Annotated in this window: 24 protein-coding genes; 11 read left to right on the forward strand and 13 right to left on the reverse strand. The window is 67.3% G+C overall.

Features of this window, described 5'->3' with window-relative positions:
- Positions 1-117: 117 nt before the first annotated feature.
- Genes gltX through ACNQR1_RS25845 form a run of 3 tightly spaced genes read right to left on the reverse strand, consistent with a single transcriptional unit; the run spans position 118 to position 3,560 of the window.
- Positions 118-1,578, reverse strand: a complete 1,461-nt coding sequence (gene gltX / locus ACNQR1_RS25835; protein WP_418048484.1) for a glutamate--tRNA ligase — start codon at positions 1,576-1,578, stop codon at positions 118-120.
- A complete protein-coding gene (locus tag ACNQR1_RS25840) occupies positions 1,578-2,354 on the reverse strand; it encodes a fumarylacetoacetate hydrolase family protein (protein ID WP_418048485.1) in 777 nt (258 codons plus the stop codon). Before ACNQR1_RS25840 ends, gltX begins: the two co-directional genes overlap by 1 nt.
- Positions 2,355-2,414: 60 nt before the next feature.
- Complete coding sequence (locus tag ACNQR1_RS25845) at positions 2,415-3,560, reverse strand: alpha/beta hydrolase family protein (protein ID WP_418050505.1); 1,146 nt, start codon at positions 3,558-3,560, stop codon at positions 2,415-2,417.
- Between the two features lie 118 nt (positions 3,561-3,678).
- Between ACNQR1_RS25845 and ACNQR1_RS25850 the strand changes: the two genes are divergently transcribed.
- Both ACNQR1_RS25850 and ACNQR1_RS25855 read left to right on the forward strand, forming a co-directional pair.
- Positions 3,679-4,869, forward strand: coding sequence for an MFS transporter (locus ACNQR1_RS25850; protein WP_418048486.1), 1,191 nt, complete (start codon positions 3,679-3,681; stop codon positions 4,867-4,869).
- A gap of 27 nt (positions 4,870-4,896) precedes the next feature.
- Positions 4,897-6,237, forward strand: coding sequence for a hypothetical protein (locus ACNQR1_RS25855; protein ID WP_418048487.1), 1,341 nt, complete (start codon positions 4,897-4,899; stop codon positions 6,235-6,237).
- A 12-nt stretch (positions 6,238-6,249) separates the two neighbouring features.
- On the opposite strand, the gene ACNQR1_RS25860 is transcribed toward ACNQR1_RS25855, so the two are convergent.
- The 3 genes from ACNQR1_RS25860 to serA form a co-directional block, all read right to left on the reverse strand.
- Complete coding sequence (locus tag ACNQR1_RS25860) at positions 6,250-6,864, reverse strand: dihydrofolate reductase family protein (protein WP_418050506.1); 615 nt, start codon at positions 6,862-6,864, stop codon at positions 6,250-6,252.
- Positions 6,865-7,033: 169 nt separating this feature from the next.
- Positions 7,034-8,044: a 3-isopropylmalate dehydrogenase gene (locus tag ACNQR1_RS25865; protein ID WP_418048488.1), complete on the reverse strand. Its 1,011-nt coding sequence runs from the start codon at positions 8,042-8,044 to the stop codon at positions 7,034-7,036.
- Positions 8,041-9,627 carry a phosphoglycerate dehydrogenase gene (gene serA / locus ACNQR1_RS25870; RefSeq protein WP_418048489.1) on the reverse strand — a complete coding sequence of 529 codons (1,587 nt, stop codon included), beginning with the start codon at positions 9,625-9,627 and terminating at the stop codon, positions 8,041-8,043. The genes ACNQR1_RS25865 and serA overlap by 4 nt, the downstream gene beginning before the upstream one ends.
- A 60-nt stretch (positions 9,628-9,687) precedes the next feature.
- Here serA and ACNQR1_RS25875 point away from each other — a divergent pair, with 60 nt between their 5' ends.
- The 5 genes from ACNQR1_RS25875 (at position 9,688) to ACNQR1_RS25895 (ending at position 12,835) form a co-directional block, all read left to right on the forward strand.
- Positions 9,688-11,118: a phytoene desaturase family protein gene (locus ACNQR1_RS25875; protein ID WP_418048490.1), complete on the forward strand. Its 1,431-nt coding sequence runs from the start codon at positions 9,688-9,690 to the stop codon at positions 11,116-11,118.
- Positions 11,115-11,726 (forward strand): NAD(P)H:quinone oxidoreductase, encoded by a 612-nt coding sequence (gene wrbA, locus ACNQR1_RS25880; RefSeq protein WP_418048491.1) that lies wholly within the window; start codon positions 11,115-11,117, stop codon positions 11,724-11,726. Before ACNQR1_RS25875 ends, wrbA begins: the two co-directional genes overlap by 4 nt.
- A gap of 104 nt (positions 11,727-11,830) precedes the next feature.
- A complete protein-coding gene (locus tag ACNQR1_RS25885) occupies positions 11,831-12,082 on the forward strand; it encodes a hypothetical protein (protein ID WP_418048492.1) in 252 nt (83 codons plus the stop codon).
- Positions 12,083-12,193: 111 nt separating this feature from the next.
- Entirely contained in the window at positions 12,194-12,526 is a 333-nt protein-coding gene (locus tag ACNQR1_RS25890; RefSeq protein ID WP_418048493.1) for a hypothetical protein, read from the forward strand.
- A gap of 57 nt (positions 12,527-12,583) precedes the next feature.
- Entirely contained in the window at positions 12,584-12,835 is a 252-nt protein-coding gene (locus ACNQR1_RS25895; RefSeq protein WP_418048494.1) for a hypothetical protein, read from the forward strand.
- A 157-nt stretch (positions 12,836-12,992) separates the two neighbouring features.
- On the opposite strand, the gene ilvC is transcribed toward ACNQR1_RS25895, so the two are convergent.
- The 3 genes from ilvC to ACNQR1_RS25910 form a co-directional block, all read right to left on the reverse strand.
- Entirely contained in the window at positions 12,993-13,994 is a 1,002-nt protein-coding gene (gene ilvC, locus ACNQR1_RS25900) for a ketol-acid reductoisomerase (protein ID WP_418050507.1), read from the reverse strand.
- A 67-nt stretch (positions 13,995-14,061) separates the two neighbouring features.
- The gene (gene ilvN, locus ACNQR1_RS25905; protein ID WP_090513090.1) at positions 14,062-14,574 is read right to left on the reverse strand and encodes an acetolactate synthase small subunit; all 513 of its coding nucleotides are present in this window, start codon (positions 14,572-14,574) and stop codon (positions 14,062-14,064) included.
- Complete coding sequence (locus ACNQR1_RS25910; RefSeq protein ID WP_418048495.1) at positions 14,574-16,436, reverse strand: acetolactate synthase large subunit; 1,863 nt, start codon at positions 16,434-16,436, stop codon at positions 14,574-14,576. Before ACNQR1_RS25910 ends, ilvN begins: the two co-directional genes overlap by 1 nt.
- A 369-nt stretch (positions 16,437-16,805) precedes the next feature.
- Between ACNQR1_RS25910 and ACNQR1_RS25915 the strand changes: the two genes are divergently transcribed.
- On the forward strand, positions 16,806-17,147 hold the full coding sequence (locus ACNQR1_RS25915) for a PH domain-containing protein (protein ID WP_418050508.1): 342 nt from the start codon (positions 16,806-16,808) through the stop codon (positions 17,145-17,147).
- Between the two features lie 15 nt (positions 17,148-17,162).
- On the opposite strand, the gene ACNQR1_RS25920 is transcribed toward ACNQR1_RS25915, so the two are convergent.
- Positions 17,163-18,005, reverse strand: a complete 843-nt coding sequence (locus ACNQR1_RS25920; RefSeq protein WP_418048496.1) for a DoxX family protein — start codon at positions 18,003-18,005, stop codon at positions 17,163-17,165.
- Between the two features lie 136 nt (positions 18,006-18,141).
- Here ACNQR1_RS25920 and ACNQR1_RS25925 point away from each other — a divergent pair, with 136 nt between their 5' ends.
- Together ACNQR1_RS25925 and ACNQR1_RS25930 are read left to right on the forward strand one after the other, a co-directional pair.
- Positions 18,142-19,263: a PQQ-dependent sugar dehydrogenase gene (locus ACNQR1_RS25925; RefSeq protein ID WP_418048497.1), complete on the forward strand. Its 1,122-nt coding sequence runs from the start codon at positions 18,142-18,144 to the stop codon at positions 19,261-19,263.
- 101 nt (positions 19,264-19,364) lie between these two features.
- Positions 19,365-20,024, forward strand: a complete 660-nt coding sequence (locus tag ACNQR1_RS25930) for a TetR/AcrR family transcriptional regulator (protein WP_418048498.1) — start codon at positions 19,365-19,367, stop codon at positions 20,022-20,024.
- 7 nt (positions 20,025-20,031) lie between these two features.
- Here ACNQR1_RS25930 and gatB read toward each other — a convergent pair whose 3' ends face one another.
- Positions 20,032-21,543, reverse strand: coding sequence for an Asp-tRNA(Asn)/Glu-tRNA(Gln) amidotransferase subunit GatB (gene gatB / locus ACNQR1_RS25935; protein ID WP_418048499.1), 1,512 nt, complete (start codon positions 21,541-21,543; stop codon positions 20,032-20,034).
- 26 nt (positions 21,544-21,569) lie between these two features.
- Positions 21,570-22,043 carry a MarR family winged helix-turn-helix transcriptional regulator gene (locus ACNQR1_RS25940; RefSeq protein ID WP_418048500.1) on the reverse strand — a complete coding sequence of 158 codons (474 nt, stop codon included), beginning with the start codon at positions 22,041-22,043 and terminating at the stop codon, positions 21,570-21,572.
- Between the two features lie 75 nt (positions 22,044-22,118).
- On the opposite strand from ACNQR1_RS25940, the gene ACNQR1_RS25945 reads away from it, so the two are divergent.
- Positions 22,119-22,811 carry an NAD(P)-dependent oxidoreductase gene (locus tag ACNQR1_RS25945; RefSeq protein WP_418048501.1) on the forward strand — a complete coding sequence of 231 codons (693 nt, stop codon included), beginning with the start codon at positions 22,119-22,121 and terminating at the stop codon, positions 22,809-22,811.
- Positions 22,812-22,817: 6 nt separating this feature from the next.
- Here the strand turns inward: ACNQR1_RS25945 and ACNQR1_RS25950 are convergent, their stop codons facing one another.
- Entirely contained in the window at positions 22,818-23,849 is a 1,032-nt protein-coding gene (locus ACNQR1_RS25950) for an ATP-dependent 6-phosphofructokinase (protein WP_019343140.1), read from the reverse strand.
- Between the last annotated feature and the right edge of the window lie 14 nt (positions 23,850-23,863).

The raw sequence follows: 23,863 nt of genomic DNA on the forward strand, positions 1-23,863 counted from the left end.
CAGGCAATTTCGATCCGATCGGCTCAGCGGGGGCTCCCCCGTTTTGCTTTTCGGGCCGACGAGCAGACTACCAAAGATTTTCGGCTCTCTTTACCAAGCCCCGTCACGTCCGGGCGTTCACAGCGCGGCCCGGGCGGCCCGCAACCGCGTCAGGCTGCGGTCGGCGCCCAGCAGTTCCATGGACTCGAACAGCGGCGGGCTGATCGTCGCGCCCGTGACGGCGACGCGGATGGGTCCGAACGCCTTACGGGGCTTGAGCTCAAGACCGTCCAGAAGCGCCGTCTTGAGCGCTGCCTCGATGTTGGCGGTGTTCCACTCCCCGACGGCCTCCAGGGCGCTCAGAGCGGCATCCAGGACCGGTGCGGCCTCCTCACGCAGCTCCTTGGCGGCGGCCTTCTCGTCGATCTCGTAGGAGTCGTCGTCGAAGAACTTCAGCAGTCCCCACGCATCGCCGAGCACGACGATGCGGGTCTGGGTCAGAGCGGCGGCCTCGGCGAATGCCGCGTCGTCCAAACCGGTGTCGTGACCGTGGGCATCGAGATAGCCGCGCAGCCGGGCCGTGAAATCCTCCGGCGTGAGCAGCCGGATGTGCTCCGCGTTGATCGCATCGGCCTTCTTCTGGTCGAAGCGCGCCGGGTTGGAGTTCACGTTGGCCACGTCGAACGCGGCCACCATCTCGTCGAGGCTGAACACGTCGTGATCGTCGGCGATGCCCCAGCCCAGCAGTGCCAGGTAGTTCAGCAGACCCTCCGGCAGGAAGCCGCGGTCGCGGTGCAGGAACAGATTCGACTGCGGATCACGCTTGGAGAGTTTCTTGTTGCCCTCACCGAGAACACTTGGCAAATGGGCGAACTCAGGCACCCGCTCGGCCACGCCGATCCGCATCAGCGCCCGGTACAGCGCGATCTGTCGCGGCGTCGAGGGCATGATGTCCTCGCCGCGCAGCACATGGGTGATCTTCATCATCGCGTCGTCGACCGGATTGACCAAGGTGTACAACGGATCTCCGTTGGCCCGCGTGATCGCGAAATCCGGCACCGAGCCCGCCGGGAAGCTCACCGGACCGCGCACCAGATCGGTCCAGCCGAGGTCCTCGTCGGGCATACGCAAGCGCAGCACGGGCTTACGCCCCTCGGCGGCGAAAGCCGCGCGCTGCTCATCGGTGAGCGTGCGATCGAAATTGTCGTATCCCAGCTTGGGGTTCCGGCCTGCGGCGTGGTGGCGTGCCTCGACCTCTTCTGGCGTCGAATACGCCTCGTACACCTCGCCGGCCTCGAGCAGGCGGGCGATCACGTCCCGGTAGATCTCGCTGCGCTGCGACTGCCGGTACGGCTCGTAGGGACCGCCGACCTCGGGACCCTCGTCCCAGTCCAGCCCCAACCACCGCAGGGCGTCGAGGATCGCGGCGTAGCTCTCGTCGCTGTCACGCGCGGCGTCGGTGTCCTCGATCCGGAAGACGAAGGTTCCGCCCGTGTGCCGGGCGTAGGCCCAGTTGAACAGCGCAGTGCGCACCAACCCGACGTGCGGGGTTCCGGTCGGCGACGGGCAGAACCGCACCCTGACATTTGAACTCGTCATTACTTTCCTTTACGCACAACGGGATTGGTAAGGGTGCCGATGCCCTCGACGGTGACGCTGACGGTGTCCCCGTCCTCGATGGGTCCGACGCCCTCGGGGGTTCCGGTGAGGATCAGGTCTCCGGGCAGCAGCGTCATCACCGCCGAGACCCACTCGACGATGGCGCCGATGTCATGGATCATCAGCGAGGTCCGGCTGCGCTGACGCAACTCTCCGTTCACCTCGGTGCGGATCTCCAGGTCCGAGGGGTCGAGGTCGTTGACGATCCACGGGCCCACAGGGCAGAAGGTGTCGTGGCCCTTGGCCCGCATCCACTGACCGTCCTTGGCCTGTTGATCACGCGCCGAGATGTCGTTGGCGATGGTGTAGCCCAGGATGTTCTCGGCAGCACGCGCGGCCGGCACGTCCTTGCAGGGCCGCCCGATGACGATGGCCAGCTCACCCTCGTGGTGAACCGGATTGGCGTCGGCCGGTAGCTGGATCGGCACGTTGGGGCCGATGATCGCGGTGTTGGGCTTGAGGAAGATCACCGGATCCTCGGGAGCCGCCCCACCCATCTCCGCGGCGTGGGCTTCGTAGTTCTTGCCCATGCAGATCACCTTGCTGGCCAGGATGGGGGCCAGGAGGCGGACGTCGGCCAGCGGCCAGCTCCGTCCGGTGAAGTTGGGATTGCCGAACGGATGCTCGGCGATCTCTTTGCAGACGGCATCGGCACCGTCGCCTTCGACACTGACGAAAGCGACGCCGTCGGGACTGGCGATTCGACCTAAGCGCATTTTGACCAGGGTAGTGCGCAGCGTCTTACGCCCAGTGCTGACGCCTCCTGTCAGTTTCCGTCAGTCACCCGCGAACACCGCGGCGAGGAACGGCGTGGAGTCCGGGACGGAAGCCAGGACGGTGCCCGAGTGATCTTCGCCGGGATAGACCTTGAGGGTGACGTTCTGCCCGTTTGCCCGCAGCTGCTCGTCGAGCTGCAGCGACATGTTCGGCGGGACGTCGCGGTCCAGGAGTCCGACGCCGAGGAAGATCGGCCGGTCGTAACCGCTGGTCGGCGTGCCCAGGTAGGCGTCGAGAGCTTCCGAGGCTCCGGGCAGGGTGGACAGCGGCGCACGGAAGTAACCGGTCGGCGTCATTCCGGTGAGCTCCTGGTCGAGCTGCGGCTTGCAGAGCGTCTCGGCCTTGTCGACCGCATCCAGCCCGGCCGGGGTGAGCACGCTGTCGATGTCCAGTTCGGGCCGCGCCTCCCGCACACCGGCGAGGATGTAGCCGGTGTAGCTGTTGGCCGCGGGACCCAGATTCGGCGGCAGCGCCATGTCCGGCCCGGCCTGTTTGACGATGCTCTCGACATTGAACGGCGTGCCGGTGGCCACCACACCGCGGTAGTCCAGGCCGGTCCCCCGGCTGAACTCGGTGGCCCAGCGCGCGCTGTTGACCGCGGCCCCGCCGCCCTGGGACTGACCGACGATGGCCCATTTCGGCGACAACGACAGGTCCATGTGGTGCATCGCGATCACCGAGTCGACCACGCTGTGCGCGGTGGCCACACTGTTGAGGTAGCTCATCAGGCCCGGGGTACCCAGCCCGGCGTAATCGGAGCCGACGACGGCGTAGCCCTGTTCGAGCCAGTGCGTCAGATATTCGACATCCCTTGCGCTGCGCGGCTGCGCCGACGGTGCGCAATCGTCACCGAGTCCGACCGTGCCGTGCGCCCACGCGATCGTGGGCCAGCCGCCCTCGGGCGCCGGGCCCTGCGGCACGAACACCGCAGCGGTACTGAGCGCTGGCGAATCATGTTGATCAACAGTCGAATACAGGATGCGGTAGGCGCTCGCCGCGCCCGGTACCGACAGCGCGGGATCCAACGGGACCGTCTCGATCAGCGTGCCGGCCACCGGAATCGGGGCGTCGTAGTGACGAGCATCCAGGCCTGACCAGTTCGGCGCGGCCGCCGCCGCGGTCGGAGTCGTCAGGAGTCCACACATCAGCAAAACGGTTGCCGCCGCCCACAACTTCACCGCCACAGCTTATGGCAGCGCACACGCTTCTCATATTTTGAGATGCAAGTTCAACATTTTGAGACATCCGTGACACGATGCACCCATGCCCGTTTCGTCGATCAGCACGTTCCGCCGTTGGTCGATGTTGGCGATCGCACTCACCGCGACCACCTGCGCCAACGTGTTCATCAACGGCGCGGCGTTTCTCATCCCCACCCTGCACGCCGAGCTCGGCCTGGATCTGGCCAAGGCCGGCCTGCTGGCGGCGATGCCGAGCTTCGGGCTGGTGGTGACCCTGATCGCCTGGGGATACGTCGTCGACCGGGTGGGCGAACGGATTGTGCTGACCGTGGGTTCGGCATTGACCGCCGCGGCAGCGTTCGGGGCGGCCGCGGCGCACTCCCTGGTGACCGTCGGGCTGTTCCTGTTGCTGGGTGGAATGGCTGCGGCCAGCAGTAATTCGGCGAGCGGGCGAGTAGTGGTCGGCTGGTTCCCACCCGAACAGCGCGGGCTGGCGATGGGAATCCGGCAGACGGCAACGCCTTTGGGTGTCGGTCTGGGCGCGTTGGTGATTCCGCGCCTGGCCGAGAGTCACGGCACCGCGACGGCGCTGCTGTTTCCCGCGGTGGTGTGCGTGCTGTCGGCAGTGATCTGCGCTGTGGGGGTGCTGGATCCACCACGGCCACCCCGGCACGAGGCGCCGGCCGAACACCTGGCCAACCCCTACCGGGGCTCAAACGTGTTGTGGCGCATCCACGCGGTGTCGGTGCTGTTGGTGGTCCCCCAGGGCTTGGTGTGGACGTTCACCCTGGTGTGGCTCATGAGTGATCGCGGTTGGTCCGCGGCGTCGGCGGGCACGCTGGTGACCTTCGCCCAATTACTCGGCGCGGCGGGGCGCATCGCCGCGGGCCGCTGGTCGGACGTGGTCGGGCAGCGGCTGCGACCGATCCGGACGATCGCGTTGGCGGCGGCAGCGACGATGGGGCTGCTGGCGCTCACCGATTGGCTGGGTTCACCGATCAGCGTCGCGCTGATCGTGATCGCGTCGGTGATCACGGTGTCCGACAACGGTTTGGCGTTCACGGCGATCGCCGAGATCGCCGGCCCGTTCTGGAGTGGACGCGCACTGGGCATGCAGAACACCAGCCAGCACCTGGCGACCGCCAGTTCGGCGCCGTTGTTCGGTGCGCTGATCGGTGTGGCCGGCTACCCGGCGGCGTTCTTGGTGTGTGCGTTGCTGCCGTTGATCGCGGTGCCGCTGGTACCGGCCGATCCGGTGCGCGAAGGGCAATAGGACCGAGGCGGCACATACGCTGCTCTGATGGGTTCGGGCATTGCCACTCGCTTCGGGGCTGCGTGGCGGCCCGGAACAACCGGTCGTCTCATCGCCGTCTTGGCGCTCGCGCTGGCGACCAACGCCTGTCACGTGGCCGATCAGCCGTCGAGCCCACCCTCCCCGACCGCTTCGCCGGACACCCACGGACCGCTGATCGCCTACACCATTCCGAGGGCCACCCCGTGGTTCGACTCCGGGGAGGTGCGTTTCGTGTTGGCTCAGGGCCCGACGCCGGTTGCCACGTGGACCAAACAAGTTGGTGCATCCAGGTTCGCGGGTTTGAGCGCGCCGGGCTTCACCACCGACGGAAAGTACGCCTTCGCGCAGTACGCCGATGAGCAGGCCGGGCGATACCCGTACGACGGCGGTGATATCCACGCCGCGCTGGTGTGGATAGATGTGGCAAGCCGTCAGACACACGAGGCGGCCATCCCGGCCGAATCACGAACGGATTCTCGACGGCCGGGCCGGCCCGGCGCCCCATATGCGTTGCAGGGCAGCACAGTCGTCTGGCAGGCCCCGTCTGCAACGGATGCTCCCGACGGTCAGGTGACCCTGATGCAGCTGGATGTCAGCCGGCCAGATGCGACGCCAGGGGTGTGGCGAACGGTCCAACTGCCGCCGCGAACGCCCGAACGACAAGCAGTCCCCGCCGAGGCCCAAGACTTCACCGGAAATGTGATCGGAGCGGGTCATGGACGCGTGGCCATCGTAAAGAAGTACGGCTCCGACAGATTCGCCCAAGCCGATCGTCTGTTTCTGGTCGATACCGACGGAACGGTTCGCGATGTCGATCACGAACCGACGAGGCAGTGGATATCGGCGATCTTCAGCCCCGACGGAACCCGATTGGCGTATGAGACCGGTGCCGCCGCCAAAACGGGCCCCTGCGACCGACACCGGGTCACGGTGCTCGACACGGCCACCGGCCGCCAGGCCGCCGGATTTCCGGCAGGCGCCTTCGATGCGACCCCCAGGCCCTACTTCTACGGCAACCAGACCGGTGCCGTGTGGTGGACGCCCGACGGCAAGCTGCGGGCCACCGCCGGCGCCGAGACGTGTCCGACGAATCGCTCCGCGCCCACGCCCGACGGCGGCGTGTGGGAACTGAACGGCACCCGGTGGACGCGGATCGCCCCGGACGGGACGTATCGCGACTACCCGCTACCCGACGGCGACGCGGTGGTGATCGCCGCCGCGCCCCGGCCCCCCGATCAGCAACAGGCCAACCAACGATCCACCGTCACAAGCTTGTCCGTACGCCAGGGCGATCAGCTCGTGCACATCGCAGACGTGGCGGCCACCGCCGTCGCGGTCGCGCCCTGACACTCATCGGGCTCACTGCTCCGGTGCGCTCATGTCCCCGGTCCCCGGGGTACCGTCGGCGAGGCCGTAGCACAGGAACACGATGCCGCTCGGGCTGGCCACCGGCGGTTGCAGCAGGGTGAGGTTGGAGGGCACCGCACCCCCGTCGAACACCTTCTTCCCCGCTCCCAGCATGATCGGATGCAGCCAGAGGTCGATGCGATCAAAGAGCTTCTCGCGCAACAGCGTCTGGACCAGATTCAGGCTTCCGACGACCTTGACATGCTCATGCCTGTCGCGGACCTCGCGCACCGCGGCACCCAGATCCGGGCCGAGCTGAGAGGAGCCGGCCCACGACAGATCAGGTTTACCCCGGGAGGCGACGTACTTCGGGATGCTGTTGAACAGCGTGCCGAACTCGTCGGTCTGGTGCGGCCAGTAGGCGGCGAAGATGTCGTAGGTCCGGCGTCCGAGCAGGAGCGCATCGGTGCCCTCGTACGCAGCGCCGACCTGCGCGCCCGAGACCTCGTCGATCAGCGGCGCCTGCCAGCCGCCGAACGAGAACCCCTCGGGGTCTTCGTCGGGGCCACCCGGCGCCTGCGCGACGAGGTCCAGGGTGGCGAACATTTCGATCTCGATGAGTCCCATGCCCATACAGACCAGTGGGCATCGGCAGACTCATCGCAGCTGGGCGCTGAGCAGTTGACTAGCGCCGCCACATCAGCCATCGACTCTGCGGTGAGAGCGTAGAAGTACGAGTAGCCCACGCCCTCAGCGCAGAGTCGAATCTCTCAGCGCAGAGTCAAGTTCCCCGCCGTTACAGCAGCGACAGGATTCGCTCGCCGACCTCGCTGGTCGAGAGCTTCGCGTCGCCGCGGGTGGCCAGGTGCTCGCTGACGGCCTTGTCGACCCGCGCCGCCGCGTCGGTCTCGCCGAGGTGGGTCAGCAGCAGTGCCACGCTCATCACCGCGGCCGTCGGATCGGCGATCCCCTGCCCGGCGATGTCGGGTGCGCTGCCGTGCACGGGCTCGAACATCGACGGGTTGGTGCCCGTCGCATCGATATTGCCCGAGGCGGCCAGGCCGATACCGCCGGAAACCGCGGCCGCCAGGTCGGTGATGATGTCGCCGAACAGGTTGTCGGTGACGATCACGTCGAACCGGCCGGGATCGGTGACCATGTGGATGGTCGCGGCATCGATGTGCTGGTAAGCGGTCTCGACGTCCGGGTAGTCCGCGCCGATCTCATCGACGGTGCGCTTCCACAGCGAGCCGGCGAACGCCAGCACGTTGTTCTTGTGCACCAGGGTGAGGTGTTTGCGCCGCGCGCGGGCTTTCTCGAACGCGTAACGCACCACTCGCTCCACACCGAAGCGGGTGTTGGTGGACACCTCGGTGGCCACCTCGTGCGGCGTATCCACCCGGATCGCGCCACCGGTACCGGTGTAGGGACCCTCGGTGCCCTCGCGCACCACCACGAAGTCGATCTCCGGGTTGCCTGCGAGCGGGCTGGAAACCCCGGCGAACAACTTCGACGGCCGCAGGTTCACGTGGTGGTCCAACGCGAACCGCATGTTGAGCAGCAGGCCACGCTCGAGCACACCACTGGGCACAGAAGGATCCCCGATGGCGCCCAACAGGATTGCGTCGTAGCCCTTGAGCTCGTCGACGAATCCCTCGGGCAGGGTCTCCCCGGTCGCGTGGTAGCGCCGCGCACCGAGGTCGTACTCCGTCCGGTCCACCCCGGGCAGCACCGCGTCGAGCACCTTCAGTGCCTCGGCGATGACCTCAGGACCGATGCCGTCGCCGGCGATCACAGCGAGTTTCATGACAGGTCGACCACTTCCAGCGTCGTGGCGTCAACCGCGGCGGCGAGCGCGGAACGCACATCCTCGGGCACGTCGGTGTCCAGCCGGAGCATGACGATGGCACTGTCGCCGTCGACGTCCTGGCTCAGCTGCGCCGCCAGGATGTTGACGTCGGCCCCGCCGAGCAGGGTGCCGATCTTGCCCAGTGCGCCCGGCTGATCGTTGTAGTGGACGATGAGGTTGTAGCCCTCGGCCCGCAGGTCGAAGTTGCGGCCGTTGATCTGGACGATCTTCTCGACCAGCTGCGGCCCCGACAGGGTGCCCGCGACGTTCACCGCGCTGCCGTCGGCGTGCACGACGCGCACATCGACCACGCTGCGGTGGTTCGGGCTCTCGGTGGCGGTGCTGATCTCGGAGGCCACGCCACGGTCGGCGGCCAGCGTCGGGGCGTTGACGAACGTCACCTGCTCGTCGACCACCGCCGAGAACAAGCCGCGCAGCGCCGAAAGCCGCAGGATCTCGACGTCTTCGGACGCCAGCTCGCCACGCGCCTGCACCGACAGCGACACGGGAGCCGCGTCGGACAGGGCACCGGCCAGCAGGCCGAGCTTGCGCACCAGGTCCAGCCAGGGCGCCACCTCTTCGCCGACGGCGCCGCCGCCGACGTTGACGGCGTCCGGCACGAACTCGCCGGCCAGCGCCAGCTTCACGCTGGCGGCCACGTCGGTGCCGGCCCGGTCCTGCGCCTCGGCGGTCGATGCGCCCAGGTGCGGGGTCACGACGACCTGGGGCAGCTCGAACAGCGGGCTGTCGGTGCACGGTTCGCTCGAGAAGACGTCCAGGCCGGCGGCACGGACATGGCCGCTGGTGATGGCGTCGGCCAGGGCCTGCTCATCGATCAGGCCGCCGCGGGCGGCGTTGACGATGATGACGCCCGGCTTGGTCTTGGCCAGGTTCTCCTTACCGAGCAGGCCGGCGGTCTCCTTGGTCTTGGGCAGGTGCACCGAGATGAAGTCGGCGCGGCCGAGCAGCTCGTCCAGCGGCAGCAACTCGATACCGAGCTGGGCTGCGCGGGCCTGCGAGACGTAGGGGTCGTACGCCACGATGTGCGCGCCGAAGGCGGCAAGGCGCTGGGCGACCAGCTGTCCGATACGGCCAAGGCCGACGACACCGACGGTCTTGTCGAAGATCTCGACGCCCGAGAACGACGACCGCTTCCAGGTGTGATCGCGCAGGGTCGCGTCGGCGGCCGGGATCTGCCGGGCCGTGGACAGCAGCAGGGCCAGGGCGTGCTCGGCGGCGCTGTGGATGTTGGAGGTCGGGGCGTTGACGACGAGCACCCCGCGGGCGGTCGCGGCGTCGACGTCGACGTTGTCCAGGCCGACACCGGCGCGGGCGACGATCTTCAGTTTGGGGGCCGCGGCGATGACCTCGGCGTCCACCGTGGTGGCGGAACGCACCAGAAGCGCGTCGGCTTCCGGCACGGCAGCGAGCAGCTTCTCGCGGTCCGGACCGTCGACCCATCTGACCTCTACCTGGTCACCGAGGGCGGCGACGGTCGATTCCGCGAGCTTGTCGGCAATCAAAACAACGGGGAGACTCACGCGGACAGCCTAGTGTGTGCGCCCTACCACAGCCGAACCGCGTGCGGTGTACTGATGGGCGTGGACGTCACAATCGTCGGTAGCGGTCCCAACGGCCTGTCCGCCGCGGTCATCTGCGCCCGGGCCGGATTGTCGGTACGCGTGATCGAGGCGCAGCCGACGCCGGGTGGCGGCGCCCGCACCTTGCCCGACCCGGAATTTCCCGGTGTCGGCCACGACATCTGTTCGGCCGTACACCCGCTGGCGCTGGCGTCGCCGTTCTTCGCCGCCTACGACCTGCAGGCCCGCGGGGTGCGCCTGGCGGTCCCCGAGATCTCTTATGCCAGCCCGCTGACCGACCGGCCCGCCGCGGTCGGCTACCGCGACATCGAACGCACCTGCGCCGAATTGGACTCCGGAGATTCCTGGCGACGGCTGCTCGGACCGCTCGCCGCCGATTGCGACGGCGTGGTGGGCCTCATCCTCGGCGACAAGCGGTCGATACCCCCGTCGCTGGGTGCCGCGGCGCGTGTCGCACCCCGGCTGCTGGCCCAGGGCACGCGGTTGTGGCGGACACTGACGGGCGAGGACGCCCGCGCTCTGTTCAGTGGTGTTGCCGCACATACGATTTCAACCATGCCATCCCTGGTTTCGGGAGGTGCCGGGTTGATGCTGGCGACACTGGGACACGCGGTGGGATGGCCCATCCCGATCGGTGGGTCCCAGGCAATCCCCGACGCGTTGATCGCCGATCTCACCGCGCACGGCGGCGAACTGATCCTCGGCCACGAGGTCACCGAGCCGCCGCCGGGTGTGGTGCTCTACGACACGGCACCGACCGCGCTGCTGTCGATCTACGGCAAGACCCTGCCGCCCCGCTACGGCCGCGCGTTGAGCCGCTACGCCTACGGTCCGGGCGTCGCGAAGGTCGATTTCGTGCTGAGCGGCGAGATTCCCTGGCGTGACCCGCGTCTGGCTCAGGCGCCGACGTTGCATCTGGGCGGCAGTCGCGCGCAGATGGCACTGGCCGAGTCCGAGATCGCCGCGGGCCGGCACCCCGACTGGCCCATGGTGTTGGCGGCACTCCCCCATATCGCCGATCCGTCGCGCATCGATGACGCCGGCCGCCGGCCGCTGTGGACCTACGTCCACGTACCCAACAACTCCACACTGGACTTGGCCGAAACCGTGACCGGGATCTTCGAACGGTTCGCACCGGGCTTTCGCGACCTGGTGGTCGCCGTCCGCAGCGTGCCCGCCTCGCGGATGGACCGACACAACGCCAACCTCGTCGGCGGCGACATCGGCGTCGGCGGCAACAACATGGCCAGTGCCCTGCTGGGCCCCACTCCGCGGGTCGACCCCTGGACCACACCGATCCCCAAGGCGTATCTGTGTTCATCGGCGACTCCGCCCGGCGGTGGAGTGCACGGAATGGCAGGCTTCTACGCCGCCCGCACCGTACTGAAACGCGAATTCGGCATCAGGGATCTGCCTAAGCTGGCGCCATGACAACCTCTGCGCCCAAGGTCGCCGTCATCTACTACTCCGCGACGGGCCACGGCACCACGATGGCGCAGCGGGTCACCGCCGCCGCGGAGTCCGCGGGTGCCGAGGTGCGCCTGCGCCATGTCGCCGAGACCCAGGCCCCGGAATCCTTCGCCCACAATCCGGCCTGGACCGCCAATTACGAAGCCACGAAAGACCTTCCGGCGGCCACCGGGGACGACATCGTGTGGGCGGATGCGGTGATCTTCGGCTCCCCCACCCGATTCGGTTCCGTCGCTTCGCAATTGCGGGCGTTTCTGGACTCACTCGGCGGCCTGTGGTCGCAGGGCAAGCTCGCCGACAAGGTCTACGCGGGATTCACCTCGACCAACACCGCACACGGCGGGCAGGAGACCACGCTGCTGACGCTGTACGTCACCCTGATGCACTGGGGCGGGATCATCGTGCCGCCCGGCTACACCGAGCCGCTCAAGTTCGTCGACGGCAACCCGTACGGCGCGAGTCTGCTCGCCAACCACGACAACATCGGCGAGTTCGACGACGCCACCTACGACGCGCTGGATCACCTGGCCCGCCGGGTGGTCGGTGTGGCTGCGCGGCTGGGTTCGTAACCGCCGACGCTCGGGCCCGATTCGGGCAACTCGGCCAGAGTCGGGTGCAGGCGCTCCACAGTCGACTCAGTCAAGCCTTTGCATCGATTCGAGGGGATGACGAGGTGTCGGTCAGGTATCTGCAGCACACGGCAATCGCAGGTGGAGCGGCCATCGTGCCGGCGTTGGTGGCGTCATGCGGTTCGGGGAAACCGATGCAGAACATCGAAGAAGACGTCACCATCCCGCAGATGACGATCGGCGAGACGGTAACGGGTGGGCCGAGGGCACCGGCCGGCGACAAAGCCCCGACGGCGCCGCCGACGAGCCCCGAGACCCCGAAGGCCACCCCGCCGCAGGTCGCCGTCCCGCACTGACGACGATGGCCAGTGTGACGTACATCACGTAAAATCGGGACTCGAGCGCTCATGTGCGCGCTGGGCAGGTCTGACGGCGACGCGCAGGGCCACGACCCGGGGGTGACGATGATGGAGCACAACGCAACACGACTGAGGGCGGTCCTCGGTGGAGCCGCCGCGGCGGCTTCGCTGGTGTTCGCCGGACTGTTCAGCCCGGCAGGGGCGCTCGCCGCACCGGGCGATCCGGGCGGCGGTGGCTATGTGAACGACCACGCCGGCGGCGCGTTCTCGCGCGGTGACGCCGGCGGCGGATACGCGACCGGCGATGCCGGCGGCGGATACGCACGCGGCGCGGCCGGCGGTGGATATGCCACCGGCAACGCAGGTGGCGCCTGGTTCAAGGAAGCGTGTGCGAACGCCCAGGAAAACGGCGATCCGGCCCCGATCGGGTGCGCCAGCTAGCTGATCGGACGAAAACTGGTGCGCTGCACCCCCGCTGACCGCATTTAGATTTGAGCGGTGAGCACTGGAATCGCGCGGTTGGTGGGATCGGTCCCACACACGGATCCGGTCATGAAGTTGTTCGCGGTCGGAGACATGGAGCTGTATCACGTGAGCCCGCCGCTGTACGGGTACAACGTCGTCGCCGCTTCACAACAGTTGTGGGCCATGCGAGCGCAGTGCATTCACCCGGACGGCCGGATCGAGCCTGCCGAGCCCGACGACCCGGTGTCCACCGAGCTCTACGGCGTCGTCGGTGAGGGTCTGTAGATCGACGGCAGCGGAAAGCTACCCGGCAGCGCGGACGGCAGAAGTGTGGCCCGCACCCTGGCGGCGATCGGCTACACGATCATCTAGAACGCGAAAGGCCAGTTGTTGCACGCATTTTCAATGCTCGCGTGCAACAACTGGCCAGTCGGCGTGAAAATCAGGCCGTTTCGGTGATCGGCCGGTCGACCCAGCTCATCAGGTCGCGCAGCTTCTTGCCGGTGACCTCGATCGGGTGCTCGGCGTTGGCCTTGCGCAGCGCCTCGAGCTCCTTGTTGCCGCCCTCGACGTTGGCGACCAGGCGCTTGACGAAGGTGCCGTCCTGGATGTCGGTCAGGATGTCCTTCATGCGCTTCTTGGTGTCGGCGTCGATGACCCGCGGGCCCGACAGGTAGCCGCCGAACTCCGCGGTGTCGCTCACCGAGTAGTTCATGCGGGCGATGCCGCCCTCGTACATCAGGTCGACGATGAGCTTGAGCTCGTGCAGCACCTCGAAGTAGGCCATCTCCGGGGCGTAGCCGGCCTCGACCATGACCTCGAAGCCCGCCTTGACCAGCTCTTCGGTGCCACCGCAGAGCACGGCCTGCTCACCGAACAGGTCGGTCTCGGTCTCTTCCTTGAAGGTGGTCTTGATGACGCCCGCGCGGGCACCGCCGATCGCGGCGGCGTAGGACAGTGCCAGGGCCTGGCCCTCGCCCTTGGGGTCCTGGTCGACGGCGATCAGGCAGGGCACGCCCTTGCCGTCGACGAACTGGCGACGCACCAGGTGGCCGGGGCCCTTGGGCGCGACCATGCCGACGGTGACGTTGGCCGGGGCCTTGATCAGGCCGAAGTGGATGTTGAGGCCGTGGCCGAAGAACAGCGCGTTGCCGTCCTCCAGGTTGGGCTCGATGTCGTTCTTGAAAATCTCGGCCTGCGCGGTGTCGGGCGCGAGCACCATGATCACGTCGGCCCACTTGGCCACCTCGGCCGGGGTGCCGACCTCAAGGCCCTGCTCCTCGACCTTGACGCGGGACTTCGAGCCCTCCTTCAGGCCGACCTTGACCTGCACGCCCGAATCGCGCAGCGACAGCGAATGCGCGTGCCCCTGGCTGCCGTAGCCGATGACGGCGACCTTACGACCCTGGATGATCGACAGGTCCGCGTCGGCGTCGTAAAACATCTCAACTGCCATGCGAAATATTCCTTCTCTTTCTAGCTCTACAGCCGCTTAACGCTACTTGACGTGCTTACTTCACTGCGCTGATACCACGGGGACCGCGCGAGACCGACACCATGCCGGACTGCGCGATCTCGCGGATACCGTAGGGCTCCAGGACCCGCAGCAGGGCCTCCAGCTTCTCCGCCGTACCGGTCGCCTCGACCGTCAGTGACTCGGTCGAAACGTCAACAACCTTGGCGCGGAACAGGTTCACCGCTTCGATGACCTGACCGCGGTTGGACGCATCTGCGCGCACCTTGATCAGGGCGAGCTCGCGGGAGACGGAGTTGTCGTCCTCCTGCTCGACGATCTTGATCACGTTGACCAGCTTGTTGAGCTGCTTGGTGATCTGCTCCAGCGGCGATTCCTCGACGCTGACCACGATCGTCATCCGCGACAGGTGCTTCTGCTCGGTGGCACCCACAGCCAGGGATTGGATGTTGTAGCCACGACGGGAGAACAGCGTGGCCACCCGGGCGAGCACACCGGGCTTGTCCTCGACCAGCACCGAAAGGGTGTGGGTGGGGGTGGAGTTGCTCATCAGGCATGCCCCTCGTCGTCGTTCTCGTCGAACAGCGGCCGGATGTCGCGGGCCGCCATGATCTCGTCGTTGCTGGTACCGGCGGCGACCATCGGCCACACCTGCGCATCGGCACCGACGATGAAGTCGATGACGACCGGGCGGTCGTTGATGGCCCGGGCCTGGTTGATGACGTCCTCGACGTCCTCGGCCCGCTCGCAGCGCAGTCCGACGCAACCCAGGGCCTCGGCCAGCTTGACGAAGTCCGGGATGCGGCGGGAGTGCGTGGCCAGGTCGGTCTGGCTGTAGCGCTGGTCGTAGAACAGCGTCTGCCACTGCCGCACCATGCCCAGGTTGCCGTTGTTGATCAACGCCACCTTGATCGGCGCGCCCTCGATGGCGCAGGTGGCCAGCTCCTGGTTGGTCATCTGGAAGCAGCCGTCACCGTCGATGGCCCACACCTCGGCCTCGGGGCGGGCGAACTTGGCACCCATGGCCGCCGGGACGGCGAAGCCCATGGTGCCCAGGCCACCGGAGTTAAGCCACGTCTTGGGGTTCTCGTACTTCACGAACTGCGCAGCCCACATCTGGTGCTGACCGACGCCGGCGACATAGACCGCTTCGGGTCCGGCGATCTGACCGAGCTTCTCGATGACGTACTCGGGGCTCAGGCTGCCGTCGCTTTGCGGGCCGTAGCTCAGCGGGTAGGTCGACTTCAGCCCGGACAGGTACTCCCACCAGCCGTCCAGTTTCAGTGTGGCACTGGTCGTTCCGTCGCGGCGCAGGACCTCGATCAGATCGGTGATGACCGCCTTCACGTCCCCCACGATGGGCACGTCGGCGTGCCGGTTCTTGCCGATCTCGGCGGGGTCGATGTCGGCGTGGATCACCTTCGCCTCGGGGGCGAACGAGGACAGCTGTCCGGTGACCCGGTCGTCGAAACGGGTGCCCAGGGCGATCAGCAGGTCGCTCTTCTGCAACGCACCCACCGCGGCCACGGTGCCGTGCATACCCGGCATGCCCAGGTGCTGCGGATGGCTGTCCGGGAAGGCGCCGCGGGCCATGAGCGTGGTGACGACCGGGATGCCGGTCAGCTCGGCCAGCTCGAGCAGTTCGGCACTGGCCTCACCACGGATCACACCACCGCCGACGTAGAGCACCGGCTTGTGCGCGGCGGCGATCAGCTTGGCGGCCTCACGCACCTGACGGCTGTGCGGCTTGGTGTTCGGCTTGTACCCGGGCAGGTCCATCTGCGGCGGCCAGGAGAAGGTGCACTGGCCCTGCAGGATGTCCTTGGGAACGTCGACGAGCACCGCACCCGGGCGTCCCGAGCTGGCGATGTGGAAGGCCTCTGCCATCACCTGGGCGATGTCGTCACCGTTGCGCACCAGGAAGTTGTGCTTGGTGATCGGCATGGTCATGCCGGTGATGTCGGCTTCCTGGAAGGCGTCGGTGCCGATCAGGCTGCGACCCACCTGCCCGGTGATGGCGACAACGGGGATGGAGTCCATCTGGGCGTCGGCCAGCGGGGTGATCAGGTTGGTGGCGCCGGGACCCGAGGTCGCCATCATCACGCCCACCTTGCCCGTGGCGTGGGCATAGCCGCTGGCCGCGTGGCCGGCACCCTGCTCATGGCGAACCAGCACGTGGCGCAGCTTCTGCGAATCGAACAGCGGGTCGTAGACCGGCAGCACGGCGCCGCCGGGGATCCCGAAGACGACGTCCACGCCGAGCTCTTCGAGCGACCGGACGACCGCCTGGGCGCCGGTGAGCTGCACCGGGGCAACCCGCTTGGGCTGTCCCGAATCTGATTTCGTCTTGGCTGCGCCATTGGCAGGCGCGGCTCCTGACCGGGCCGGCGGTCGCGTTGTCGGTGCGCTCACGATGTCCTCTTCACGGTTTGCGTCACATTCCTGTTCAGGAAACTTCAATTTTTCAATGATTCCGGCGCGCTTGTTGGGCAAATAAAAAACCCCCGTCAGCCGGTAGCTGTACGAGGGTGGCGCGTCGATGCGGTTTGCTATGCCCGGCAGAGGGCCAGCGCGGCATCAACGCGCCAACCAATTACTACGAGCAATCCGGGGGTCTGCATAGCACTTGACGGTAGCTGCCGTACAGGTTGAAGGTCAAATTGCTTTCCCGCCGGGACCGCTACCCGGCGATGGCGGGCGGGCCTGCCCATCGGGTGGTGCAAGGATGAACCTGTGAGCGCACGATCGGCAACAGACCCTGTCGTCATCCGAATATCGCCCATGGCGCACCTGGCAGTCGGCTTCCTGACACTGGGCCTGCTGACCCTGGTGCTGAGCAATCCGACCTTGTTCTCGGTACTGCTGGTGATCCCGATTGTGTTGTCGGCAGCCATCATCCGGTATCGCACCACCGCCGATGCCGACACCGTCACCGCGCGGTCCTTCACGCGCAGCCGCACGGTGCCCTGGGGTGACATCAAAGGACTGCGGTTCGACCGATCGTCCTGGGCGATCGCGGATCTGACCGACGGAACCGACCTGCGCCTGCCTGCCGTGACCTTCGCGACATTGCCGTTGCTGACCGAGGTGAGCGGCGGCCGCGTGCCGAACCCGTACGCCTGAGGCGTCCCGCGCGGGTCAGCCGAGCGGGTTGCCGCCGTTGAGCAGGACCCAGATGGCGATGCCGCCGGCCACGCCGAGCAACAAGGCCACGAACGATCCGACGAAGGGCCGCCGGGCCCAGCCGCGACCGGCGTCGAATCCGTAACGCCCCGGCCCGGTCAGGATGATCGCGGCCGCGGCGACGACGACGATCATCCGGTATTCGGTGCCGTCGGTGATGACTTCCGAGAGCCGGGCCTGCTCGTGGGCCGCCATCGCCGTCGCGAGCACCCCGTTGATCAGGTAGGCCAGCGCGCCGGCCGCCGCGATCGGCGTGAACAGCCCCAGAACCAGCAGGACACCGGCGGCGATCTGGCCGCCGGTGGCGGCATAGGTCAGGATGTCGGCGTTCTTGAAGCCCATCTCGCCCAGAGAGGTGTTGAAACCGTCCAGTCCCGGACCGCCCCACCAACCGAACGCCTTCTGCAGGCCGTGAATGATCATCAGGCCGCCGAGGGCCACCCGTAGGATCAGCAGGCCGAGGTCCTGGGTGCCCCGCCGCCCGGCAGCCTTGATGCGGTCGTCGACGAACTCGTCCCGCTCGATCTCGGCGGGTTCGGCCGAGAAGGGCCCAATCGGAGAAGGCCCGCCGCCCTGCACATACGGCAGTGGTTCAGGGTCGGGGACCATGCTGAATGCCGACTGGTCGCCCGATTTGGAGTCGTAGCGCGGAATCGCGGTCGTTTCGAAGTCCCCGCCGTACGTCGCCGACGGCAGGTCGTCTTCAGGGTCGACCAGGCTGGCTCCGGCCGGCCTGGCGGAATCGTCCGAGTAACCCGGTCGTTGCCAGGCTTGTGGGTCCTGCGAGTGACTGGTCACAGCTGCCAGGGTAAGTGCAAGTTCGGTTCGATCCGGGTATTTACCCCGGCGCTTCTGGCTGGTATCGGGCTGCTATGGGGACGACGCGAGGTCCCGACGTGGCGCGCACTGCCGAGTCATCCGTAATCTGGCGGGCATGAAATCGCGCCGGCGGATGACGGGGGTGGCCGCCGTTCTGTGCGCCGCGATGCTGGTCGGTTCGGGCTGTGCCCGGTTCGACGCGGCCCAGTCCGAGCCTTTCACCACTGAACCGAAGATGGAGCCGGGGCCGACCACGACCCCGCCGCCTCCGCCACCACTGCCGGCCAAGCCGTTCCCCAAGGAATGCAAGGCAACGGGCGTCATGCAGGGCTGCCTGGACAGCACCAGCGGTTTGATCATGCTTCCCGACAGCCAGTCCGCTCTGGTCGGCGAGCGGCTCACCGGCGCCGTCAAGCAGGTGTCGGTGAAGGCCGAGCCGAAGGTCAAGGTGACGATCCCCGTCGATCCGTCCGGTGACGGCGGTCTGATGGACATCGTTTTGTCGCCGACCTACGGCCAGGACCGGCTGATGTACGCCTACGTCAGCACGCCGACCGACAACCGGGTGATCCGCATCGCCGACGGTGACGTACCGAAGCCGATTCTCACCGGCATCCCCAAGGGCGCCAGCGGCAACATGGGGTCGCTGACCTTCACCAGCAAGACCACGCTGTTGGTACAGACGGGCGACGCGGGCGATCCGGCACTGGCCGCCGATCCCGGGTCGCTGGCCGGCAAGGTGTTGCGCATCGAGCAGCCCACCACGGTCAATCAGGCCCCGATCACCACGGCGCTCAGCGGCCTGGGCGCCGCCGGCTCCATGTGTGTCGATTCGGCGGACGGCTCGCTCTACGTCACCGACCGCACCCCGAGCGCGGATCGGCTGCAGCGGATCACCAAGGATTCCAAGGTGTCCACTGTGTGGACCTGGCCGGACCGGCCGGGTGTCGCCGGGTGTGCTGCCCTGGAGGGCACGGTGTTGGTCAACCTGGTCGACTCGAAGAAGACCGTCGCGGTACGGATGGCGCCGGACACCGGCGCGGTCACCGGTGACCCCGAGGTGGTCCGGGAGAACGTGCGCGGCCACGCGTGGGCGTTGCAGCTCTCCCCGGACGGCAACGTGTGGGGCGCGACCGTGAACCGGACTGCCGGCGATGCGGAGAGCTTCGACGACGTCGTCTTCCCGCTCTTCCCGCAGGGCGGCGGTTTCCCGCGCAGCAATGCCGACAACACCTGAGGCACAAGACATTTCGACATAGATCGACCCTCCGGCACTGACCGGAGCCGGATAGGTCGACATGCCGATATGAATACATCGCGCACAATGTGCCCTTAGAAATGGTTGGGCTATCACGTACCATTGTCCGGGTGCCTGACCGCCAGCGCCGCAGATATGCACCGCGGCTACCGCGTGAAGAACGGCGCGAGCAACTGCTGGACGCGGCAATGGCCGTGCTCCACGACTGCCCCTTGCACGAGCTGAGGATGGAGGCGGTCGCCGAGGCCGGCGGAGTCGGCAAACCTGTTCTCTACACGGCATTCCGGACGCGCACCGAGCTGGTGACCGCCTTGCTGATCCGCGAACACCAGAACGGGTTGAGCCAGGTACTGACCGCCCTGCCGACGAATCTGTCCGTCACGGGTCCCACCGACGCCTACACCGCGACCGTCACCGGGTTCCTGCGTTGCGTGTTGGAGAACCCGACCCGCTGGCGGCTCATCCTCACCGTGCCCGACAGCGCTCCCCGGGATTACCGCGCGGCGGTCCGCAACGCCCGCAACCAGATCCTCACCCAGGTCGAGCAAATGGCGAAAGCCGGCATCGCAGTGGATCCCCGGCTTTCCACACTGGACCCCGAGCTGCTCGGCCACACCCTGCTGTCTTTCGCCGAGATGCTGGGCCGACTGGCCGTACACGATCCCGACAACTACCCGCGCGAGCGGCTCGAGCAATATGCCGCCGCGGCGATGACGATGTTCGCCGGTCCGGTGAGCTGACGGGCGGTTACCCGCTCTGGCCGCACGCGGCCAGGACCAGCTCCCGGACCCGGGCGGCGTCGGCCGAACCCTTGGTGGCCTTCATCACCGCACCGACGATCGCACCGGCGGCCTGGATCTTGCCGCCGCGGATCTTCTCCACGACGTCGGGCTGAGCCTCGAGCGCTTTATCAATGGCGGCCTGGATCACCGAGTCATCACGGACGAGCGCCAACCCGCGGTCGGCCATCACCTGCTCGGGTTCACCCTCGCCGGCCAGCACACCTTCGATCACCTGGCGGGCCAGCTTGTTGGACAGCTTGCCCTCGTCGACGAGCTTGACGACGGCCGCCACCTGGGCCGGGGTGATGGACAGCGCGTCCAGCTCGACCTCAGTTTCATTGGCCTTCTGCACCAGGAAGTTGCCCCACCACGCGCGAGCGGCCTCGCTGGAGGCACCCTCCTCGACCGTGGCAGCCACCAGCTCGACCGCGCCGGCGTTGACCAGGTCGCGCATCACCTCATCCGAGATGCCCCACTCCTCTTGAATCCGCTTGCGCGACAGCCACGGCAGCTCAGGGATGGTCTGCCGCAGCCGCTCGACCAACTCGGCACTCGGGGCGACCGGCTCGAGGTCGGGCTCGGGAAAGTAGCGGTAATCCTGCGCGGTTTCCTTGCTGCGCCCCGGCGAGGTGTAACCGTCCTCGTGGAAATGCCGGGTCTCCTGGGTGACGGTGCCACCAGCGTTGAGAACCGCCGCCTGACGGCGCATTTCGTAGCGGACCGCGACCTCGACGCTCTTGAGCGAGTTCACGTTCTTGGTCTCGGTGCGGGTGCCGAACTCGGCAGCGCCGGTCGGCTTGAGGGACAGGTTCGAGTCACACCGCATCGATCCCTGGTCCATCCGCACATCGGACACGCCCAAGCCGCGCAGCAGATCCCGCAGGGCCGTCACGTAGGCGCGGGCGATTTCCGGTGCACGCGCGCCGGTCCCCTCGATCGGCCTGGTGACGATCTCGATCAGCGGGACGCCGGCGCGGTTGAAGTCGGCCAACGAGGTCGTCGCACCCGCGATCCGGCCGGTGTCGCTGCCCAGGTGGGTCAGCTTCCCGGTGTCCTCTTCCATGTGCGCACGCTCGATCTCGACGCGGAAGGTGGTGCCGTCATCGAGCGGCACGTCGAGGTATCCGTTGATCGCGATCGGCTCGTCGTATTGCGAGATCTGGTAGTTCTTCGGCTGGTCGGGGTAGAAGTAGTTCTTCCGGGCGAACCGGCCCCACGGCGCGATGTCGCAGTTGAGCGCCAGACCGATGCGGATGGCGGCCTCCACGGCCGCCTCGTTGAGCACCGGCAGAGAACCGGGCAGCCCGAGGCACACCGGGCAGACGAGCGTGTTGGGCTCAGCACCGAACCGATTGGCGCAGCCGCAGAACATCTTGGTGGCCGTGGACAGCTCGACGTGCACCTCCATGCCCATCACGGGCTCGTAGGCGGCGATGACGTCGTCGTAGTCGACGAGTTCAGCGGTAGCGACAGACATGGTGTCGATCCTAGTTGGGCGCCTTTTCAGGCCAGTCCGGGGTGGACGCCGGGGATCAGACCCGCAGCGGCCGACAACCGCCGCAGCGTGTCTCTCAGTACGGCGCGTTCCTCGTCGGTCAGCGACGCGGTCACCTCATCCTCGAGTGCGCGACCCGTCCGGTCGAGCGCCGGGATCACCTCGCGCGCCCGCTCGGTCAGCGACACCGCGAATGCGCGCCGGTCCTCGGGGTGCGGCCGGCGTTCGACGAGCCCTTCGGCTTCGAGCGTGTCGATCAGCGTGACCATGACGTTGCGGTGCAGGCCGAGACGCTCGTACAGCTCGCGCTGCGACTGCCCGTCCTCGGCGGCGAGCGCCAGCAGGACCGCGGTGGCCCGCGGATGCAGGCCCAGCGGTTCGAGCCTGGCCTTGAACCCCTCGGCGACATAGGCGCCGAGTTGGGACAGCAGAAACGGTATGCGCTGGTCAAGCGCGGACACACCGACCGGTTCCTCAGCCACGATGCGGACACTAGCACTGTCGATGATTGTCATTTACTGTGATTGTCACTCTTAGTGACTATTTGAGGAGACCTCATGCGGATCGTCATCTTCGGCGCCAACGGTGCAACCGGACGTCTGCTCACCCGCCAAGCACTCGATGCCGGCCATACCGTCGTGGCAGTCACCCGTCATCCCGGACAGTTCCCGATCACCGATGCCGCGCTCACGGTGGCCGAGGCCGACGTGCGCGACGCCGCAGCGGTCACGGCTGTGATCGACGGCGCCGACGCGGTGCTGTCCACCCTGGGTGTCACGTTCACCATGGATCCGGTCGACACGTACTCCGTCGGCGTGGGCAACATCGTCACGGCGATGCGCGCGACCGGCGTCGACCGGCTGGCAGTCGTGAGCTCCACCGCGATCGCCGACTACCCCGGCCGCACCGATACCCCGCTCGCGCTGCGCGTGGTGCAGCCCGTGATCAGCCGCATCTTCGGCAAGACGCTCTACGCCGACATGCGCCGGATGGAGGACATCGTTGCCGGCAGCGGACTGAACTGGACGATTGTGCGGCCGTCGGGCCTGTTCGACCTGCCCACCGTCACCGAATACCTTGCCGGGCAGCGCGACCCGGTCGGCGCGTTCACGTCGCGCACCGATCTAGCCGACTATCTGCTGAAGCTGGCCGGATCACCCGAAGCCGGTGCGACCGTGACCATTTCCACGACTGTCGACACCCCGTCCATGTGGCAGCTGCTACGCCGCGAAGCACTCAAGAGCGCGTAAGTAGGGCTAGCCGAAGAACTCGGCCGCGTCGTCATAACGGGACTGCGGTACCAGTTTGAGGTGGCGGGTCGCATCGGCCAGTGACACCCGGCCGATGTCCTGCCCCTGCAGCGACACCATCATCCCGAACTCGCCGGCATGCGCGGCGTCGGCCGCGTTCACACCGAACCGGGTGGCCAGCACGCGGTCATACGCCGTCGGGGTACCGCCGCGCTGCACGTGTCCCAGCACCGTGACGCGCACATCTTTTTTGATCCGCTTCTCCACCTCGAGCGCCAATTGCTGTGCCACACCGGTGAATTTCTCGTGCCCGAACTCGTCCATGCCGCCTTGGCGCAGCTGCATGGTGCCTTCAGCCGGCTTCGCCCCCTCGGCCACCACGCAGATGAAGTGTGACGATCCGTGCTGGAAGCGCTTCTTGACCAGCCGGCACACTTCCTCGACATCGAAGGGCTGTTCGGGGATCAGCGTCATGTGCGCGCCCGAGGCCAGGCCTGCATTGAGCGCGATCCAGCCGGCATGCCGGCCCATCACCTCGACCAGCATGACGCGCTGGTGCGATTCCGCGGTGCTGTGCAACCGGTCGATGGCCTCGGTCGCCACCTGCAGGGCCGTGTCGTGGCCGAAAGTCACATCCGTGCAGTCGATGTCGTTGTCGATGGTCTTGGGCACGCCGACCACCGGGACATTCTCCTCGGACAACCAGTGCGCGGCGGTCAACGTGCCTTCACCGCCGATCGGGATCAACACGTCGATCCCGTTGTCTTCGAGTGTCTGTTTGATCTGATCCAGGCCCGCCCGCAGCTTGTCCGGGTTGACCCGCGCCGTGCCCAGCATGGTGCCGCCCTTGGCCAGCAGCCGATCGTTGCGATCGTCGTTGGCCAGCTGGATACGGCGGTCCTCCAACAAGCCTCGCCAGCCGTCGAGAAAACCGACCACCGACGAGCCGTAGCGCTGGTCGCAGGTACGCACCACCGCCCGGATCACCGCGTTCAGGCCAGGACAGTCACCGCCGCCGGTGAGAACTCCTATGCGCATGGGCACCATCTTGC

The organism is Mycobacterium sp. 48b (assembly GCF_048282725.1).
Classification (GTDB): domain Bacteria; phylum Actinomycetota; class Actinomycetes; order Mycobacteriales; family Mycobacteriaceae; genus Mycobacterium.

What these genes read in the sequence shown, in the direction of transcription:
- ACNQR1_RS25945 (WP_418048501.1), top strand. Translation starts at nt 22,119, where the DNA reads ATGCGGATCGTCATCTTCGGCGCCAACGGTGCAACCGGACGTCTGCTC.
- ilvC (WP_418050507.1), bottom strand. Translation starts at nt 13,994, where the DNA reads ATGTTTTACGACGCCGACGCGGACCTGTCGATCATCCAGGGTCGTAAG.
- ACNQR1_RS25925 (WP_418048497.1), top strand. Translation starts at nt 18,142, where the DNA reads ATGAAATCGCGCCGGCGGATGACGGGGGTGGCCGCCGTTCTGTGCGCC.
- ACNQR1_RS25855 (WP_418048487.1), top strand. Translation starts at nt 4,897, where the DNA reads ATGGGTTCGGGCATTGCCACTCGCTTCGGGGCTGCGTGGCGGCCCGGA.
- ACNQR1_RS25890 (WP_418048493.1), top strand. Translation starts at nt 12,194, where the DNA reads ATGGAGCACAACGCAACACGACTGAGGGCGGTCCTCGGTGGAGCCGCC.
- ACNQR1_RS25860 (WP_418050506.1), bottom strand. Translation starts at nt 6,864, where the DNA reads ATGGGACTCATCGAGATCGAAATGTTCGCCACCCTGGACCTCGTCGCG.
- wrbA (WP_418048491.1), top strand. Translation starts at nt 11,115, where the DNA reads ATGACAACCTCTGCGCCCAAGGTCGCCGTCATCTACTACTCCGCGACG.
- gatB (WP_418048499.1), bottom strand. Translation starts at nt 21,543, where the DNA reads ATGTCTGTCGCTACCGCTGAACTCGTCGACTACGACGACGTCATCGCC.
- ACNQR1_RS25950 (WP_019343140.1), bottom strand. Translation starts at nt 23,849, where the DNA reads ATGCGCATAGGAGTTCTCACCGGCGGCGGTGACTGTCCTGGCCTGAAC.
- ilvN (WP_090513090.1), bottom strand. Translation starts at nt 14,574, where the DNA reads ATGAGCAACTCCACCCCCACCCACACCCTTTCGGTGCTGGTCGAGGAC.
- ACNQR1_RS25930 (WP_418048498.1), top strand. Translation starts at nt 19,365, where the DNA reads ATGGTTGGGCTATCACGTACCATTGTCCGGGTGCCTGACCGCCAGCGC.
- gltX (WP_418048484.1), bottom strand. Translation starts at nt 1,578, where the DNA reads ATGACGAGTTCAAATGTCAGGGTGCGGTTCTGCCCGTCGCCGACCGGA.
- ACNQR1_RS25865 (WP_418048488.1), bottom strand. Translation starts at nt 8,044, where the DNA reads ATGAAACTCGCTGTGATCGCCGGCGACGGCATCGGTCCTGAGGTCATC.
- ACNQR1_RS25850 (WP_418048486.1), top strand. Translation starts at nt 3,679, where the DNA reads ATGCCCGTTTCGTCGATCAGCACGTTCCGCCGTTGGTCGATGTTGGCG.
- ACNQR1_RS25840 (WP_418048485.1), bottom strand. Translation starts at nt 2,354, where the DNA reads ATGCGCTTAGGTCGAATCGCCAGTCCCGACGGCGTCGCTTTCGTCAGT.
- ACNQR1_RS25845 (WP_418050505.1), bottom strand. Translation starts at nt 3,560, where the DNA reads ATGTGTGGACTCCTGACGACTCCGACCGCGGCGGCGGCCGCGCCGAAC.
- ACNQR1_RS25915 (WP_418050508.1), top strand. Translation starts at nt 16,806, where the DNA reads ATGGCGCACCTGGCAGTCGGCTTCCTGACACTGGGCCTGCTGACCCTG.